The organism is Bradyrhizobium sp. USDA 4506 (genome assembly GCF_054058795.1).
Genome location: NZ_JBSSBM010000002.1, coordinates 6,206,583 through 6,223,194, shown reverse-complemented (window position 1 = coordinate 6,223,194; position 16,612 = coordinate 6,206,583). Strand labels below are relative to the sequence as shown.

Below are 16,612 nucleotides of genomic sequence, written 5' to 3'. Positions count from 1 at the left end.
AATCGCGAAGCGATTGGGTGAGGGGCTCTTTCCCGGCATTCGGTTTGCGGAAAGAGCCCCTCATCCCAACCCTCTCCCCGCAAGAGCGGGGCGAGGGAGAACCCGCAATGTGCAATGCGGCGGCGTGCTTGCGCTGCCGCTGTTTTGTTTCAGCCCGGTATGAAGGATCCATGTATCTCGTCGTCGAACAACTGCTGAACGGCCTGCAATTCGGCCTCCTGCTGTTCCTGCTGGCGGCCGGGCTGACGCTGGTGTTCGGCATCATGGACTTCGTCAATCTGGCGCACGGCTCGCTCTACATGATGGGAGCCTATTTCGCGGCGACCTTCGTGGCCTGGACCGGCAGTTTTGTCCTTGGCGCGCTGATGGCGCTGGGCGCCACGCTGCTGCTCGGCATCGTGCTGGAATATGTCGCGCTCAGGCATCTCTATGGCCGCGACCATCTCGACCAGGTGCTGGCGACGTTCGGTCTGATCCTGTTCTTCAACGACGCCGTCCGGCTGATCTGGGGCCCGGCGGGCCTCGCGCTGCCGCTGCCAGCCTGGCTCACCGTGCCGGTGCAGATCATTCCCGGCGTTTACTATCCGGCCTACCGCCTCATGATCATCGTGGTCGCGCTGGCGGTCGCAGCAATGCTCTATCTCGTCGTGATGCGTACCCGCATCGGCATGCTGATCCGCGCCGGGGCCTCCAACCGCGAGATGATCGGGGCGCTCGGCATCAACATCAAGCTGCTGTTCACGCTGGTGTTCGGCCTTGGCGCGGCGCTCGCCGGCCTCGCCGGGCTGATGCAGGCACCGATCCTCACCGTGCAGATCGGCATGGGCGAGAACATCCTGATCCTGGCCTTCGTCATCATCGTGATCGGCGGCATCGGCTCGATCCGCGGCGCGTTCATGGCCGCGATCTTCGTCGGCATCATCGACACGATGGGCCGCGCCTTCCTGCCGGACCTGCTGCGCAAGGTGCTGAGCGGGGCGGCGGCGTCCACCGCGGCGCCGGCGCTGTCCTCGATGCTGATCTACCTCCTGATGGCCATCATCCTTGTGCTGCGGCCCGAGGGGCTGTTCCCGGCGGCCAAACGATGATGCGAAAGCTCAACGTCTCCAATGCGGTCGCGGCGCTGATGTGTGCCGCCCTGATCCTGCTGCCGCTCTATTCGGCGATCACGGGCAATATCTTCATCCTCACGCTGTTCACCCGGATCGTGATCTTCGCGCTCGCCGCCGCGAGCCTCAATCTGATCATGGGCTATGGCGGCATGATGAGCTTCGGCCACGCCGCCTATCTCGGCATCGGCGGCTATGCCGTCGGCATCCTCGCCGCCGAGGGCATCGGCTCCGGCTTCATCCAGTGGCCGGTGGCGCTCGTCGTCTCGGCGCTGTTTGCGCTGCTGATCGGCGCCCTGTCACTGCGCACTCGCGGCGTCTATTTCATCATGATCACGCTGGCCTTTGCGCAGATGGCCTACTACATCGCCTCCGCGCTGTCGCGCTACGGCGGTGACGACGGGCTCACCGTCTACAAGCGCAGCGATTTCGCCGGCCTGATCAACCTGTCGGATCGCAACCAGTTCTATTACCTCTGCCTGGCCTGCCTGTTCGGCGGCCTCTATCTGATCTGGCGCATCGTCAATTCGCGCTTCGGCCTCGTGGTGCAGGGCGTCCGCTCCAACGAGCAGCGCATGCAGGCGATCGGCTTCCATGCCAACCGCTACCGCCTGGTCTGCTTCGTGATATCAGGCACGATCTGCGGCCTGGCCGGCGCGCTGCTTGCCAACAACACCGATTTCGTCAGCCCCGCGGTGATGTACTGGACCCGCTCCGGCGACCTCATGGTGATGGTGATCCTCGGCGGCATGGGCTCGCTGTTCGGTCCCGTCATCGGCGCGATCGTCTATCTCCTGCTCGAGGAGCTGCTGTCGCAGTTCACCGAATATTCGGGGCTGATCCTCGGTCCGGTGCTGCTCCTGATCGTGCTGTTCGCGCGCGGCGGCATCATGGGCCTGCTCGGGAGGATGCGCCGTGGTTGACTCCTTGCCTGATCCCTTGCTCCGCGTCGACAATCTGGTCCGCCGCTTCGGCGGCATCACCGCGACCGACAACCTCTCGATGGAGGTGGTGCCAGGCGAATTGCACGCCATCATCGGCCCCAACGGCGCCGGCAAGACCACGCTGATCAGCCAGCTCACCGGGCAGGTGATGCCGAACTCCGGCACCATCCGCTTTGCCGGCCGCGACGTCACGAACCTGCCGTCCTACAAGCGCAGCCGCCTCGGGCTGGCGCGCTCGTTCCAGATCACCTCGCTGCTGAAGGATTTTTCCGCGATCGACAATGTCGCGCTGGCGGCGCAGGCGCATGACGGCCACTCGTTCCGCTTCTGGGGCAATGCGCGCAAGGAGCGGCATCTGCGCGAATCCGCGCGCGCGGCGCTGGAGCGCGTCGGCCTCGGCCCGCGCGCCGATATCGTGGTGTCGCAATTGAGCCATGGCGAGCAGCGCGAGCTCGAGCTCGCGGTCGCGCTCGCCACCAGGCCGCAACTGTTGCTACTGGACGAGCCGATGGCCGGGCTCGGCGTCACCGAATCGACGCGGATGGTTGCGCTGCTGAAGGAGCTGCGCAAGGAAGTCACCATCGTGCTGGTCGAGCACGACATGGAGGCGGTGTTCGCGCTGGCCGACCGCATCACGGTCTTGGTTTATGGCCGCGTCATCGCCTGCGACGTGCCGGACGCGATCCGCAAGCACGAAGAGGTCAAGCGCGCCTATCTCGGCGAACAGCATGCGGTGACGCGCCATGGCTGAGACCAGGATGGCTAATACCAAAACCGCTGAAACCCTGCTCGAAGTGGATGGCATCGAGACCTGCTACGGGCTGAGCCAGGTGCTGTTCGGCCTGTCGCTCCAGATCAAGTCGGGCGAGATGGTCGCGCTGATGGGCCGCAACGGCATGGGCAAGACCACGACGATCCGCTCGATCATGGGCCTGACGCCGGCGCGGTCAGGCGCCATCCGCTTCGCCGGCGAGGCGGTGCGCGGCCTGCCGTCCTACAAGATAGCGAAGCTCGGGATCGGCCTGGTGCCCGAAGGCCGCCAGATCTTCCCGAACCTCACGGTGCGCGAAAATCTCGTCGCCGCGTCAGGCAATCGCTTCAGTGCCTCCGATCCTTGGACCATCGACAAGATCCACGCGCTGTTTCCGCGGCTCGCCGAACGCACGAACAATATGGGCGTCACGCTGTCCGGCGGCGAGCAGCAGATGCTGGCGATCGGCCGCGCGCTGATGACCAATCCGAAATTGCTGATCCTCGACGAGGCGACCGAGGGTCTTGCGCCCTTGATCCGCGACGAGATCTGGAGCTGCCTGTCGATGCTGAAGGAGCGCGGGCAGTCGGTGCTGGTGATCGACAAGAACGTCGGAAACCTCGCCCGCATCGCCGACCGCCATTACATCATCGAGCGCGGCCACACGGTGTGGAGCGGCACCAGCGGGGAGCTGATCGCCGAGCCGGATCTGCAGCACAAGTATCTCGGGATTTGAGCAGCAAGCATTGCCGTATCGCCGTCATCCTGAGGAGCCTGGGTAGCAGGCGTCTCGAAGGATCGATGGCCCGGCGGCCGTGCAGCCTTCGAGACGCGCTACGCGCTCCTCAGGATGACGGATCAGAGAGGCGGGCTGCCGCGGCTTACCGTGAAGAGCCTCGCAGCAGTCGTTTCGCTGCGTCGGCCGCTGCTGCGGCATAGGCGCGATCGCCATGCACCAGCATCAGGGAGATCGCGCCCTCGGACAGCAGCCAGATCTCGCGCGCACGGCGGTGAGCGTCGCGGACACCGGCCCGCTTCAGCAGCGCGCCGAGATGGGTTTCGAGCAAGGCCTTGTGCCGGCGCGCAATTGCGCGTGCGGGATGGCCAGGGAGATCGGCCAGCTCGATGACCAGCCTGGTGAATCCCGAGCCGGCCCATCGCGGCCTGTCCGCCCAGACCGCCAGGTCGCGGAACAGACCGTCGATGATCGCCGCCGGCGAGCCGGACAGCTTGTCGCCGAACGTCGCGAACGCGGCCAAGGCCAGTTCGTTCTGAGCTTCGAGCACGAAGGCGAGCAGCTGATCCTTGCTTTGAAAATGATTGTAGAGCGTGCGCTTCGTCACCCTCGTCGCCGATGCGATTTCGTCCATGCTCACGCGGCTATATCCGCGCTGGCGAAACAGGACGTATGCGGCAGCAAGGATGCGCCGCCGTGTCGGTTCTGCAGATCGCGCCATGCAGTCACCTCTTAAATATACCGAGTAGTGAATTTACATCGGTTGAAAAACCAATTGGAATGGCTTCCGGGATTTTTCGGCCCGCGCCAGTCAGCTTCCTCGCGCTGCGAAAGCCATTGCCATGCCCGATTCGTTGACGCTCAGAGAAATCAAAGCTCGTCCGGTGGTGCTCAAGCTGAAGCGGCCCGTGGTCGCGCGCATTGTCACGATATCGGAGTGGCCGCTCGTCCTCATCGATCTGGTGACGGAGGAGGGCATTGTCGGGCGAAGCTATCTCGAGCCTTACATCGTGAAATCGCTGCGATATCTGGTTCCGGCGTTGCATGATCTCGGCGAATTGCTCAGAGGTCGGAGCGTGGCGCCTGTCGAGTTGTTCGAGGCGGCGCGCAAATCGCTTCACTTTGTCGGCTATGAGGGATTGTCGATGATCGCGGCGTCGGGCCTCGACATGGCCGCGTGGGACGCGTTGGCGAAAGCCGCAAACAAGCCGCTGTGCGTGCTGTTGGGGGCGACGGTCGGCGCCGTGAGATCCTACAATAGCAACGGCCTTTGGCTGAAGGAGCCGGCCGCCGTCGCGGCCGAGGCTTTGGAATTGCGCGACGAAGGAGGGTTCTCAGCCCTGAAATTGCGCCTCGGCAGAAGCGATCCGCACGAGGATCTGACGACCCTCGACGCCGTTCGAAAAGCAGTCGGGGATCGGATGCATTTGATGGTGGACTACAACCAGGGGCTAAATCTCGCCGAAGCCATCGAGCGGTGCCATGCGATCGATGATTATGGCCTCGACTGGATCGAAGAGCCTGTCGTCTATGACAATCTCGACGGACACGCCCAACTGGCGGCGGAGCTGAAGACGCCGATCCAGATCGGCGAGAACTTCTATGGTCCGAGGGAGATGCATAAGGCGATCGCGAGAAAGGCCTGCGACCTGGTGATGCCGGATTTCATGCGCATCGGAGGAGTGACGGGCTGGATGCGGGCGGCTGCGATCGCCGGCGCCGCGGGCATCCCCATCTCAACGCATCTTTATCCGGAAGTCGCTGCCCACGTCATGCGCGCGACGGAGGCCGCTCACTGGTTGGAATGGCAGGACTGGGCCGATCCGATTCTTGAACGGCCGTATGAAATCAAGGATGGTCTTTTGCATATTCCCGACACGCCGGGTGTCGGTCTGGAATGGAACGAAGCGGCCGTTGCGGCTCACCTTGCAAGCGTTTAAAGCGCGATGAGATTGGGTTGAATCGTCATCGCGCTTTAGCTCTTTGTTTGAGCATGATCTTTCGGAAAACCGCTTCACACTTTTCCGGATCATGCTCTAGAGCGGCGGAGCGCCTGCGCCGACGCTTCCGTCAAAACATCTCGAAATATTCGCGGTGCTCCCAGTCCGACACCTCGGCCTGGAAGCGTTCGATCTCCGCGTTCTTGATGAAGACGTAATAGTCCACGAACTCCGGCCCGAGCGCCTGGCGGAAGAACGGATCGTCGTTGAGCGCGAACACGGCCTCGCGCAGCGACTTCGGCAACAGCGCGGCCTTGGCCTCGTAGGGCGTGTCGGCCGACGGGCCGGGGTCGAGCTTGCGGTCGACGCCGTCGAGGCCGGAGAGGATCTGGCTTGCCATGTAGAGATAGGGATTGGCGGCGGGTTCGCCGATCCGGTTCTCCAGCCGGGTTGCGGGATCGCCGGCGCCGCCGAGCACGCGGATCATAACGCCGCGGTTGTCGCGGCCCCAGATCGCGCGGTCCGGCGCCAGCGAATAGGAGCGGTAGCGCTTGTAGCCGTTGATGGTCGGCGTCGTGAATACGGTCGAGGCCCGCGCGTGCTCGATCAGGCCGGCGAGCCAGGCGCGGCCGAGCGCGCTGAGCGGCTCGCCGGTCTCCTTGGCCATGAAGACGTTCTCGCCATTGGCGCGCGACACCAGCGACTGGTGCAGGTGCCAGCCGCTCGCGAACACGTTCGGCAGCTTCGGCCGGCACATGAAGGTCGCGTGATAGCCGCGGCGGCGCGCGATCTGTTTCACCGCCGAACGAAACAGCACCATGGTGTCGGCCGGCGCGAGCCCGACGGTCGGCGCGAAGGTGAATTCGCACTGGCTCGGGCCGAACTCGACCTCGACCGAGCGCAACGGCAGGTCGAGCGCGATGATGTCGCGGCGGATGATCTCGAGCGCCGGCTCCATCAGGTCGTAGCGCTGCTCGGTGAGGTACTGATAGCCGTGCGACAGCAGGCTGACCGACGGCGGCCGTCCGGGCTGGCCGGCATCCTCCGGCGCCATATGAGCGTCGTCGAGCTTGAACAGATGGAATTCGACCTCGAGGCCGGCGACGAAATCGTAGCCGCGGCCTGCGAGCTGATCGAGCACCTTGCGATAGAGGTTGCGGGTCGCGAACGGCACCGGCCGTCCGTCGCTGAAATGGAGGTCGCAGAGCAGCCAGCCGGTGTTTTGCGCCCAGGGCAGCACGCGGAACGTGGTGGGATCGGCGACCATCAGCACGTCGGCCGCGCCCTCCATCTCCTTCATGCCGAAGCCGCCGCCTGATGTGAACACCGGAAACACCGTCTTGTGCGAGGTGTCCTTGGCGAGCATCGTCGTGGTGATGGAGCAGCCGCCCTCCAGCGAGCGCACCGCTTCGCCGGCGATCAGCGTCTTGCCGCGCAGGATGCCGTGCTGGTCGGGGAACGACAGGCGGATGACTTCGAGGTTCTTCTCCTCGACGATGCGGCGGAGGCGTTGTGCGGCCTCCTTCTGCTCATCCGACCACAGGCCGTGACGCTCGACGAAGCTCACCGCGTCGCTCCTTCACTTCTCCCTCGCCCCGCTCTTCGCGGGGAGAGGGTCGGGGTGAGGGGCTCTCTCCGCCGACTCGATATGCCGATAGACCTGTACCCCCTCACCCGGATCGCTAACGCGATCCGACCTCTCCCCGCAAGCGGGGCGAGGTGAAGGATACAATGCGGAGCCATTGATACCATCTTCACTCCGCCGCCGTCAGATGATGCACCTTGCCGGCGATCTCGCGCGGCACGGGAGCTGCCCATGGTGCGCCGCGGCGGCGCTTGACGTCGACTTCCATCCAGTAGAGCTCCCAGCCCTGGGTCGGGCCGATGCCGTCCATCGTGGCCGGGCCCTGGATACTGCGCGCGGAGGCCTCGTCGAGGAACAGCATCGGCTTCTCGCCGCCGGAGACCTTCTCGATCTCCTGCCGCAGCAGGCGGCGGTACTGCACGATCGCCTTGTCGCTCTGGCCGAGATGCTCGTTGGTGCGGTCCTGAATCGCCCCCATCGACTCCACCGCCCACTGGTCGTGGACATTGATGTCGGCGCCCATGCCGGTATAGGTCGCGGTCGCCTGCTCGTGCGGATCGAAGCCGTAGTCGTTGCTGCGGTTCTTGCGCGACTTGTAGTCCGGCAGCGTATAGAGCTCGAGCCGCTGGTCGCGCATCTTCTGCTTGTCGACCGGCGCCGCGTAGCTGGTGAAGATCGCATACCAGTAGCAATTCTCGTCATCGACCGGCACGTGCCACTGCGAGATCGTCATCTCGGTCGACATCGGGATCACGAAGCCGTGCGGGAACAGCTGGTTGGTGACGCGCACATGGGTGCGCTCCGCGTCGAGCTCGCGCAGCGCGATCAGGCGCAGGCCGTATTCGGTGTGCTCGACATTGATGATCGGCCGGTCATATTCGCGCAGGATCTTGGTCATCGGCATGTCGCTGCCGGCCGACGCGCCGCGGAATTGCTTGCCGTAGGCGGCCGAGGTGTCCTCGTCCTCGAAGAAGCGGTGCAGAAAGGAGGCGTGCGCCGGATCGATGCCGACTTCGAGCGCCTGCAGCCAGTTGCAGTTCATGTGGCCCTTGAACGCGAACGTATGGCTGCCGGGCGCGACGAAGCAGTCGAGCTCCGGAAAGGCGGGCGGGGCGCCTTCGCCGAGCCAGGCCCACAGGATGCCGCTCTTCTCGACCACGGGATAGGAGCGCTGCCTGATGCCCTTGCAGAGTTGCGAGCCGGCCGGCTCCGCCGGCGTCTCGATGCACTGGCCTGACGTGTCGAACAGCCAGCCGTGGAAGGCGCAGCGCAGCCCGCCATGCTCGAGCCGGCCGAAGGCGAGATCGGCGCCGCGATGCGCGCAGTGGCGATCGATCAGCCCGTAGCTTCCGTCCTCGCCGCGGAACAGAACCAGGTTTTCGCCAAGCAGCCGCACCGGCCGAACCGGGCGCGGTCCTTCCAGCTCGTCGACCAGCGCCGCCGGCTGCCAGTAACTCCGCATCAGCCTGCCACACGGGTCCTTGCGGCCGATGCGGGTGATCAGATCGTTCGCTTCCTGGCTCATCATGGCGCCGTCTCCCGGATTTGGATTTGTTCGCCTATTGAACGAATGTGCGAATTATGCCATGTCTGTTTTGGACAGCAAGCGCAATTTTTGAACCGTTCAAAGCCGCGACCCAACCTAAAACGCCATGCCCAAGCTGAAGCGGACCGACCAGGACGAGCGCGCCACCGACTTCGTCGAGGCGCTCGATCGCGGCCTGCGCCTGCTGCAGGTGTTCGGCACCGTGTCCGGCCCGGCGACGCTGAGCGATCTGGCGCGCGCCGCCGATCTGCCGCGCGCCACCGCGCGCCGCATCCTGTTCACGCTCGCGCATGGCGGCTTCGTTGCCACCGACGGCAAGCTGTTCACGCTGACGCCGCATGTGCTGACGCTGGCGGGCTCGTTCCTGCAATCCAACCAGGTGGTGACGGTGCTGCAACCGGTGCTCGACCGCATCGCGACGGCAGCGCAGGAGATCGCCTCACTGGCCTTGCTCGACGGCGACGACGTCGTGTTCGTGGCGCGCTCGAGCCCGACGCGCGTGTTCTCCGCCGGTCTCGACATCGGCTACCGGCTGCCGGCGTTCTGCACCTCGGTCGGTCGCGCGATGCTCGGCCGCCTCACTGATGCCGAACTCGCGACGCGGCTGAAGGCGATGCGCCGCGATCCGGTGACGCCGCAGACCACGACCGATCCGAAGAGGCTGCTCGCCACCATCATCGCCGATCGCGTGCAGGGTTATTCCCTGGTCGACCGCGAGGCCGAGCCGCATTTCCGCTCGATCTCGGTGCCGGTGCGCCGCTACGACGGCACCATCGTCGCCGCGATCAACATGGGCGCGCATGTCGACCGCGTGCCGATGCAGGAATTGATCGACCGCTTCCTGCCGCTGCTGCGGGATGGTGCAGATGATGTGAAGAGCAGACTCTTGTAGGGGGGAGGATCTCTCACACCATCGCATGGTTCGTCATTGCGAGGAGCGATAGCGACGAAGCAATCCATGCATCCACGCGCGCGGAGAGATGGATTGCTTCGCTTCGCTCGCAATGACGGGGGTAGTGTTTCTTTTTGTGCTGTGAGATTACAGCGCCACGCTGCGCAGACCGAACGAGCGCGCCTCGTTCTGCAGTACCGGCCGCACCGAATCGATCAGCCGCGCGGCGGCGGCGTCGACCGAGAGGCCGGCGGTGTCGACCACCGCTGATGCGCGGGCGTAGAGCGGCTCGCGGCTGACCAGGATGTTGCGCAATTCCGCCATCGCCGAGCGATCGTCCGCCATCGGGCGCAGATCGCCTTGGCGGCGCACGCGCGCCATGTGCTCCTCCGGCTCGGCCTTCAGCCAGATCGTGTAGAACGACGACAGGATCAAATCGAAGGTCAGCGCCTCGGAGACGATGCCGCCGCCGGTCGCCAGCACCATCAATTCCTTGCGCGCCAACAGCTGCGTCAGCGCGGCCTGCTCCATGCGGCGAAAGCCTTCCTGGCCGTACAGCGCGATGATCTCGGCGACCGAGAGGCCGTTCTGCGCCTCGATCTCCTTGTTGAGCTCGACGAAGCTCCAGCCGATCTTCTTCGCCAGCATCCGCCCGAGCGTGGTCTTGCCGGCGCCGCGCAGGCCGATCAGCGCGATGCCGGAGAACGAGGCGCGCCGCGGCGCCAACGGGCTGCTGCCGGCGAGCATGTCCTTGGCCTGCGCGATCTGGTTCGGCGACGCCTTGCGCAGCAGGTCGCGGATCACGGCCCAGTCCGGCACGGGCTCGCTGGACGGGATCAGGTCCTCGAGATGCGCGCCCATTGCGCCTGCGACACGGCGCAGCAGCACGATCGAGACATTGCCTTTGCCGCTTTCGAGCTGGGCGATGTAGCGTTCGGAAATGCCGGAAACCTTGGCGAGCACCTTGCGCGACATGCCGCGCAGGGCGCGCATCGTGCGCACGCGCTGGCCGAGCTGTTCAAGGAAGTCGGTTTCCGGGTCGTTGGCTGCGGTCATGATCCCTGTGCGACGCGCGGTCCTGACTGAATCAGACCGAGGTTCTAGGAAACATAGTGCCGATAAGGATTGACAGCAAGCCAACGTGGTGGCTTTGTATGAATTATAATTCTTAAATTCACAGGAGAGGGAAGCGTGGCACGTTCGGGTCCGAGGAGCGGAGCATGACTTACAACGCGGTCTCCTGGCTGCTCGACCGCAACGTCGATGAAGGCCGCGGCGACAAGGTCGTGTTCGACGATACCTTGTCGCAAATCACCTATGGCCAGTTGCAGCAGCAGACCCGCCGCGTCGGCAACATGCTGCGCCGGCTCGGCGTCCGCCGCGAGGAGCGGGTCGCCATGATCATGCTGGACACGGTCGATTTCCCGATCGTGTTCCTCGGCGCGATCCGCGCCGGCGTGGTGCCGGTGCCGCTCAACACGCTGCTGACTGCGGAGCAGTATGCCTACATCCTCGGTGATTGCCGCGCCCGCGTGCTGTTCGTGTCGGAAGCGCTGCTGCCGGTCGTGAACGACATCATCGCGCGGATGCCCGACCTCGAGCATGTGGTGGTCTCCGGCAAGGACGCGCACGGCCACAAGAAGCTGTCCGATGAGATCGCGCGCGAGAGCGACGTGTTCGCGACTGCGCCAACCCACGCCGACGAGCCGGCATTCTGGCTCTATTCGTCGGGCTCGACCGGCATGCCGAAGGGCGTGCGCCATCTGCATTCAAATCTCGCGGCAACCGCAGAGACCTACGCCAAGCAGGTGCTCGGGATCCGCGAGGATGATGTCGGCCTGTCGGCGGCAAAGCTGTTCTTCGCCTACGGGCTCGGCAACGCGCTGACGTTCCCGATGTCGGTCGGCGCCACCACGGTGTTGAACTCCGAGCGGCCGACGCCGGCGGTGATGTTCGCGCTGATGAACAAATATCACCCCAGCATCTTCTTCGGCGTGCCGACCCTGTTCGCGGCGATGCTGAACGACGAGGCGACCAAGGCGCAGTCCGGCGGCAACCGTTTGCGCGTCTGCACCTCGGCCGGCGAGGCGCTGCCGGAATCGGTCGGCAATGCGTGGCGCGCGCGGTTCGGCGTCGACATCCTCGACGGCGTCGGCTCGACCGAGCTGTTGCACATCTTCCTGTCGAACGCGCCCGGCGACATCAAATACGGCTCGTCCGGCCGTCCGGTGCCCGGCTACAAGGTGCGGCTGGTCAACGAGATCGGCGCCGACGTCGCGGACGGCGAGGTCGGCGAGCTGCTGGTCGATGCGCCCTCGGCCGGCGAGAGCTACTGGAATCAGCGCGCCAAGAGCCGCGCCACCTTCGAGGGCGCCTGGACCCGCACCGGCGACAAATACACGCGCGATGCCGACGGCCGTTACACCTTCTGCGGCCGCGCCGACGACATGTTCAAGGTCTCCGGCATCTGGGTGTCGCCGTTCGAGGTCGAGAGCGCGCTGATCACCCATCCCGCGGTGCTGGAGGCGGCGGTCGTGCCGGAGGCCGACCCGGAAGGCCTGCTCAAGCCGAAGGCCTATGTGGTGCTGCGGCCCGACAGTTCAGCCGCCGGCCTGCACGAGGCGCTCAAGGAGCACGTCAAGCAGAAGATCGGCCCGTGGAAATATCCGCGCTGGATCGACGTCGTCGACAACCTGCCGAAGACCGCGACCGGGAAGATCCAGCGCTTCAAGTTGCGGGAACACGAGCACTAGCTCCCCGCGTCGTCCCGGCCTAGTGCGCAATTGCGCACGGGAGCCGGGACCCATACGCCGCGGCCTTCGTTTCGAGAGACGCTGTTCAACGGCTTTGCGCAACAACTAACGCCTGTGGTTATGGGTCCCGGCTTTCGCCGGGACGACGATGAGGAAGGCTCCACCATGACGAACTTGAATCCCACAGGCTTCCTCAGCATCGACGGCGCCGAGCTCGAATACCGCATGATCGGCCCGTCACCCGAGACGACGCCGACCATCGTGATGCTGCATGAAGGCCTCGGCTGCGTCGGGCTGTGGGGCGACTTCCCCGAGAAGCTGCAGGCGGCGACCGGCGCCGGCGTGTTCGCCTATTCGCGCGCGGGTTATGGCGCCTCGTCGCCGACGAAGCTGCCGCGTCCGGTCGACTACATGCATCGCGAGGCGCTCGACGTGCTGCCGCAGCTGTTTGATCGGATCGGTTTCCGCCGCGGCTTGCTGCTCGGTCATTCCGACGGCGCGTCGATTGCCGCGATCTATGCCGGCGCGCATCAGGATCATCGCCTGCACGGCCTGGTGCTGCTGGCGCCGCACTTCATCGTTGAGGACATCTCGGTGAAGTCGATCGCCGAGATCAAGACGGCGTACGAGACCACCAATCTGAAGGAGAAGCTGGCGCGCTGGCACAAGGACGTCGACAACGCCTTCTATGGCTGGAACGGCGCCTGGCTCGATCCGGCATTCCGCGACTGGGATATCTCCGACTATCTCGCCTATATCCGCGTGCCCGTGCTGATCGTGCAGGGCGCGGCCGACCAGTACGGCACCATGCGCCAGGTCGAGATCGCCCAGGAGGAGTGCTACTGCCCGGTCGATGTCACGGCCATCGATGGTGCCGGCCATTCGCCGCATCGCGAGGCGCCCGCGGTGACGCTCGAGGCGGTCGCCGAATTCGCCAAAGCGGCGCTGCGCGACGACCCGGCACTGGCGGCCTGACCTTTGGTGCCGGTGCCAGGTCATTGGCCGAGCTGGCGATTTTCCTGAACATGAAACAAAATGCATGTTTTTGCGTTTTGAACTAGACCAGACCGAAAACATGCATTATTGTGCATGAAGACCTCGACGACGAACCTTCAAACGAACTACAGCAAGACAACAGATAAGGGTGGCCCATGGCTGGTGACGATCGCGTCCTTGCAGGCGGGGCGAAGTACATCGACTTCCAGACCGACCCGTCGCGCTACCGGCACTGGAAGCTCGACGTCGCGGGCGATGTCGCGACGCTGACCATGGACGTCGACGAGAACGCCGGCCTGTTCGAGGGCTATCAGCTCAAGCTGAATTCCTATGACCTCGGCGTCGACATCGAGCTTGCGGACGCCGTGCAGCGCCTGCGCTTCGAGCATCCCGAGGTCAAGGTCGTGGTGATGCGCTCGGGCAAGAACCGGGTGTTCTGCGCCGGCGCCAACATCCGCATGCTGGCGGGCTCGACCCACGCCCACAAGGTCAACTTCTGCAAATTCACCAACGAGACCCGCAACGGCTTGGAAGACTCCAGCGAGAATTCCGGGCAGAGCTTCATCACCGTCGTCAACGGCACCGCGGCCGGCGGCGGCTATGAGCTGGCGCTCGCGACCGACCACATCATGATGGCCGACGACGGCGCTGCCGCCGTCGCGCTACCGGAAGTACCGCTGCTCGCGGTGCTGCCGGGCACCGGCGGGCTCACCCGCGTCGTCGACAAGCGCAAGGTGCGCCGCGACCACGCCGACTTCTTCTGCACCATCGAGGAAGGCATCAAGGGCAAGCGCGCCGTCTCCTGGCGCCTGGTCGACGAGATCGCGCCGAACTCCAAGCTCGAGGGCAAGCTGGCCGAGCGCGTCAAGGAATTCGCCGCGAAGTCGAAGCGCAACGGCGCCGGCAAAGGCATCGCGCTTGCGCCGCTGACGCGCACCATCGACGACAGCGCGATCCGCTACGGTTTCGTCAGCGTCGACATCGATCGCGCAGCGCGCATCGCCACCATCTCGATCAAGGCGCCGGAAACCACGGCGCCCGCGGATATCGACGGCATGATCGCGCAAGGCGCTGCGTTCTGGCCGCTGCAGGTCGCCCGCGAACTCGATGACGCGATCCTGCATCTGCGCATCAACGAGCTCGAGATCGCGATGCTGGTGTTCAAGAGCCACGGCGACCGCGGCAATGTCGTGTCCTATGACGCGTTCCTGGAGGCCAACAAGGCGCACTGGCTGGTCAACGAGGTCAGGCACTACTGGAAGCGCGTGCTCAAGCGCATCGACGTCACCTCGCGCACGCTGGTGACGCTGGTCGAGCCCGGCTCCTGCTTCGTCGGCACGCTGGCCGAGCTCGTGTTCGCCGCCGACCGCTCCTACATGCTGATCGGCCAGAAGCAGGGCGACAACCGTCCGCCGCCGGCGATCGAGCTGACGGCGATGAATTTCGGGCCCTATCCGATGAGCCACGGCCTGACCCGGCTGCAATCGCGCTTCCAGGCCGATCCGTCGGATCTGGAGCGCGCGCAAGGCTCGATCGGCAAGGCGCTCGACGCGGAGGAGGCCGAGGAGCTCGGTCTCGTCACCTTCGCGCTCGACGACATCGACTGGGACGACGAGGTTCGCGTGTTCTTCGAGGAGCGCACCTCGTTCTCGCCCGACGGTCTCACCGGCATGGAAGCCAATCTGCGCTTCGTCGGCCCGGAGACCATGGAATCGAAGATCTTCTCCCGCCTCACGGCGTGGCAGAACTGGATCTTCCAGCGGCCCAACGCGGTCGGTGAGGACGGCGCGCTGCGCCGCTACGGCACCGGCCAGAAGGCGCAATTCGACATGACGCGAGTTTAAGGGAGCACGGCCATGAACATCATGAACGTCGATTACTCGACCAAGATTCCGAACAATGTGAATCTCGCCGAGGACCGCCAGGTGCTCAAGGCGCTGGAAGGCTGGCACCCCGGCTACATGGACTGGTGGAGCGACATGGGTCCGGACGGCTTCCAGGAATCGCTGGTCTATCTACGCACCGCCTATTCGGTCGATCCGCGCGGCTGGGCCAAGTTCGACTATGTGCGGATGCCCGAATATCGCTGGGGCATCTTGCTCGCGCCGCAGGAAGAGAACCGCGTCATCCCGTTCGGCGAGGACTATGGCAAGCCGGCCTGGCAGGAAGTCCCCGGCGAGCACCGCGCGATGCTGCGCCGCCTGATCGTGATCCAGGGCGACACCGAGCCGGCCTCGGTCGAGCAGCAGCGCCATCTCGGCAAGACCGCGCCGTCGCTCTACGACATGCGCAACCTGTTCCAGGTCAATGTCGAGGAAGGCCGCCATCTCTGGGCGATGGTCTACCTCTTGCAGAAGTATTTCGGCCGCGACGGCCGCGAGGAGGCGGACGACTTGTTGCGCCGCCGCTCGGGCGACGCGGATAGCCCGCGCATGCTCGGGGCCTTCAACGAGGCGACGCCGGACTGGCTGTCGTTCTTCATGTTCACCTACTTCACCGACCGCGACGGCAAGATGCAGCTGCACTCGCTGGCGCAGTCGGGCTTCGATCCGCTGTCGCGCACCTGCCGCTTCATGCTGACCGAGGAAGCCCACCACATGTTCGTCGGCGAGACCGGCATCACCCGCGTCGTGCAGCGCACCTGCGATGCGATGAAGGAAGCCGGCATCACCGATCCGAACGACATCGCCAGGATCCGCGCGCTTGGCGTGATCGACCTGCCGACCATCCAGAAGAAGCTGAACCTGCACTATTCGCTGTCGCTCGATTTGTTCGGCTCGGAAGTGTCGACCAACGCGGCCAATGCCTTCAACGCCGGCATCAAGGGCCGCTACAAGGAGACCACGATCGACGACGACCACCAGCTCAAGAGCTCGACCTATCCGGTCATGAAGATGGTGGACGGCCAGATCAAGATGGTCGACGAGCCGGCGCTGACCGCGCTCAACATGCGGCTGCGCGACGACTACACGCAGGATTGCGTCAAGGGCATGCTGCGCTGGAACAAGGTGATCTCGACCGCCGGCATCGACTACAAGCTCGCGGTGCCGAACACTGCCTTCCACCGCCAGATCGGCGAGTTCAAGGACGTCCACGCGACGCCCGATGGCCTCTTGATCGACGACGCCACCTGGGCCAAGCGCAAGAACGACTGGCTGCCGTCGACCGCGGACGGCGACTTCATCGCCTCGCTGATGAAGCCGGTGACCGAACCCGGCCAGTTCGCCTCCTGGATCTCGCCGCCCAAGGTCGGCATCGACAACAAGCCCGGCGACTTCGAATATGTGAGGATCGAGAGCTGATCGGCGCGAGCATGATCCGGAAAAGTGTGAAGCGGTTTTCCGAAGAGATCATGCTCAG

General features: G+C 64.9%; 14 protein-coding genes. 10 read left to right on the top strand and 4 right to left on the bottom strand.

Annotated features, from left to right (window positions below):
- The first annotated feature begins 170 nt into the window (after positions 1-170).
- The 4 genes from ACVIHF_RS31555 to ACVIHF_RS31540 are packed head-to-tail and all read left to right on the top strand — an operon-like array spanning position 171 to position 3,540.
- Positions 171-1,088, top strand: a complete 918-nt coding sequence (locus ACVIHF_RS31555; RefSeq protein ID WP_018269575.1) for a branched-chain amino acid ABC transporter permease — start codon at positions 171-173, stop codon at positions 1,086-1,088.
- Positions 1,085-2,032, top strand: a complete 948-nt coding sequence (locus ACVIHF_RS31550) for a branched-chain amino acid ABC transporter permease (protein WP_456793073.1) — start codon at positions 1,085-1,087, stop codon at positions 2,030-2,032. The genes ACVIHF_RS31555 and ACVIHF_RS31550 overlap by 4 nt, the downstream gene beginning before the upstream one ends.
- A gap of 4 nt (positions 2,033-2,036) precedes the next feature.
- Complete coding sequence (locus ACVIHF_RS31545; protein ID WP_310882372.1) at positions 2,037-2,804, top strand: ABC transporter ATP-binding protein; 768 nt, start codon at positions 2,037-2,039, stop codon at positions 2,802-2,804.
- Between the two features lie 7 nt (positions 2,805-2,811).
- Positions 2,812-3,540 carry an ABC transporter ATP-binding protein gene (locus ACVIHF_RS31540; protein ID WP_310882345.1) on the top strand — a complete coding sequence of 243 codons (729 nt, stop codon included), beginning with the start codon at positions 2,812-2,814 and terminating at the stop codon, positions 3,538-3,540.
- 145 nt (positions 3,541-3,685) lie between these two features.
- Here ACVIHF_RS31540 and ACVIHF_RS31535 read toward each other — a convergent pair whose 3' ends face one another.
- Positions 3,686-4,261 carry a TetR/AcrR family transcriptional regulator gene (locus tag ACVIHF_RS31535; protein ID WP_057019467.1) on the bottom strand — a complete coding sequence of 192 codons (576 nt, stop codon included), beginning with the start codon at positions 4,259-4,261 and terminating at the stop codon, positions 3,686-3,688.
- A gap of 121 nt (positions 4,262-4,382) precedes the next feature.
- On the opposite strand from ACVIHF_RS31535, the gene ACVIHF_RS31530 reads away from it, so the two are divergent.
- Positions 4,383-5,480, top strand: coding sequence for an enolase C-terminal domain-like protein (locus ACVIHF_RS31530; RefSeq protein WP_456793072.1), 1,098 nt, complete (start codon positions 4,383-4,385; stop codon positions 5,478-5,480).
- A 130-nt stretch (positions 5,481-5,610) separates the two neighbouring features.
- Here ACVIHF_RS31530 and ACVIHF_RS31525 read toward each other — a convergent pair whose 3' ends face one another.
- A complete protein-coding gene (locus ACVIHF_RS31525) occupies positions 5,611-7,047 on the bottom strand; it encodes a glutamine synthetase family protein (protein WP_456793071.1) in 1,437 nt (478 codons plus the stop codon).
- A 187-nt stretch (positions 7,048-7,234) separates the two neighbouring features.
- Entirely contained in the window at positions 7,235-8,593 is a 1,359-nt protein-coding gene (locus ACVIHF_RS31520; protein ID WP_456793070.1) for an aromatic ring-hydroxylating dioxygenase subunit alpha, read from the bottom strand.
- Positions 8,594-8,717: 124 nt separating this feature from the next.
- Between ACVIHF_RS31520 and ACVIHF_RS31515 the strand changes: the two genes are divergently transcribed.
- Complete coding sequence (locus ACVIHF_RS31515) at positions 8,718-9,503, top strand: IclR family transcriptional regulator domain-containing protein (protein ID WP_092078526.1); 786 nt, start codon at positions 8,718-8,720, stop codon at positions 9,501-9,503.
- Between the two features lie 147 nt (positions 9,504-9,650).
- Here ACVIHF_RS31515 and ACVIHF_RS31510 read toward each other — a convergent pair whose 3' ends face one another.
- Positions 9,651-10,643, bottom strand: a complete 993-nt coding sequence (locus tag ACVIHF_RS31510; RefSeq protein ID WP_256521265.1) for a helix-turn-helix transcriptional regulator — start codon at positions 10,641-10,643, stop codon at positions 9,651-9,653.
- Between the two features lie 80 nt (positions 10,644-10,723).
- Here ACVIHF_RS31510 and ACVIHF_RS31505 point away from each other — a divergent pair, with 80 nt between their 5' ends.
- The 4 genes from ACVIHF_RS31505 to boxB all read left to right on the top strand — a co-directional run bounded on the left by ACVIHF_RS31505 (position 10,724) and on the right by boxB (position 16,554).
- On the top strand, positions 10,724-12,256 hold the full coding sequence (locus ACVIHF_RS31505) for a benzoate-CoA ligase family protein (protein WP_456793069.1): 1,533 nt from the start codon (positions 10,724-10,726) through the stop codon (positions 12,254-12,256).
- Between the two features lie 165 nt (positions 12,257-12,421).
- Positions 12,422-13,231 (top strand): alpha/beta fold hydrolase, encoded by an 810-nt coding sequence (locus ACVIHF_RS31500; RefSeq protein WP_456793068.1) that lies wholly within the window; start codon positions 12,422-12,424, stop codon positions 13,229-13,231.
- A gap of 176 nt (positions 13,232-13,407) precedes the next feature.
- Positions 13,408-15,096: a 2,3-epoxybenzoyl-CoA dihydrolase gene (boxC, locus tag ACVIHF_RS31495; RefSeq protein ID WP_253606406.1), complete on the top strand. Its 1,689-nt coding sequence runs from the start codon at positions 13,408-13,410 to the stop codon at positions 15,094-15,096.
- A 21-nt stretch (positions 15,097-15,117) separates the two neighbouring features.
- Entirely contained in the window at positions 15,118-16,554 is a 1,437-nt protein-coding gene (gene boxB, locus ACVIHF_RS31490) for a benzoyl-CoA 2,3-epoxidase subunit BoxB (protein ID WP_050386785.1), read from the top strand.
- Positions 16,555-16,612: the final 58 nt, after the last annotated feature.

Coding starts and splice junctions, on each gene's coding strand:
- ACVIHF_RS31540 (WP_310882345.1), top strand. CDS start 2,812: ATGGCTAATACCAAAACCGCTGAAACCCTGCTCGAAGTGGATGGCATC.
- ACVIHF_RS31535 (WP_057019467.1), bottom strand. CDS start 4,261: ATGGCGCGATCTGCAGAACCGACACGGCGGCGCATCCTTGCTGCCGCA.
- boxC (WP_253606406.1), top strand. CDS start 13,408: ATGGCTGGTGACGATCGCGTCCTTGCAGGCGGGGCGAAGTACATCGAC.
- ACVIHF_RS31530 (WP_456793072.1), top strand. CDS start 4,383: ATGCCCGATTCGTTGACGCTCAGAGAAATCAAAGCTCGTCCGGTGGTG.
- ACVIHF_RS31515 (WP_092078526.1), top strand. CDS start 8,718: ATGCCCAAGCTGAAGCGGACCGACCAGGACGAGCGCGCCACCGACTTC.
- ACVIHF_RS31500 (WP_456793068.1), top strand. CDS start 12,422: ATGACGAACTTGAATCCCACAGGCTTCCTCAGCATCGACGGCGCCGAG.
- ACVIHF_RS31520 (WP_456793070.1), bottom strand. CDS start 8,593: ATGATGAGCCAGGAAGCGAACGATCTGATCACCCGCATCGGCCGCAAG.
- ACVIHF_RS31550 (WP_456793073.1), top strand. CDS start 1,085: ATGATGCGAAAGCTCAACGTCTCCAATGCGGTCGCGGCGCTGATGTGT.
- ACVIHF_RS31555 (WP_018269575.1), top strand. CDS start 171: ATGTATCTCGTCGTCGAACAACTGCTGAACGGCCTGCAATTCGGCCTC.
- boxB (WP_050386785.1), top strand. CDS start 15,118: ATGAACGTCGATTACTCGACCAAGATTCCGAACAATGTGAATCTCGCC.
- ACVIHF_RS31505 (WP_456793069.1), top strand. CDS start 10,724: ATGACTTACAACGCGGTCTCCTGGCTGCTCGACCGCAACGTCGATGAA.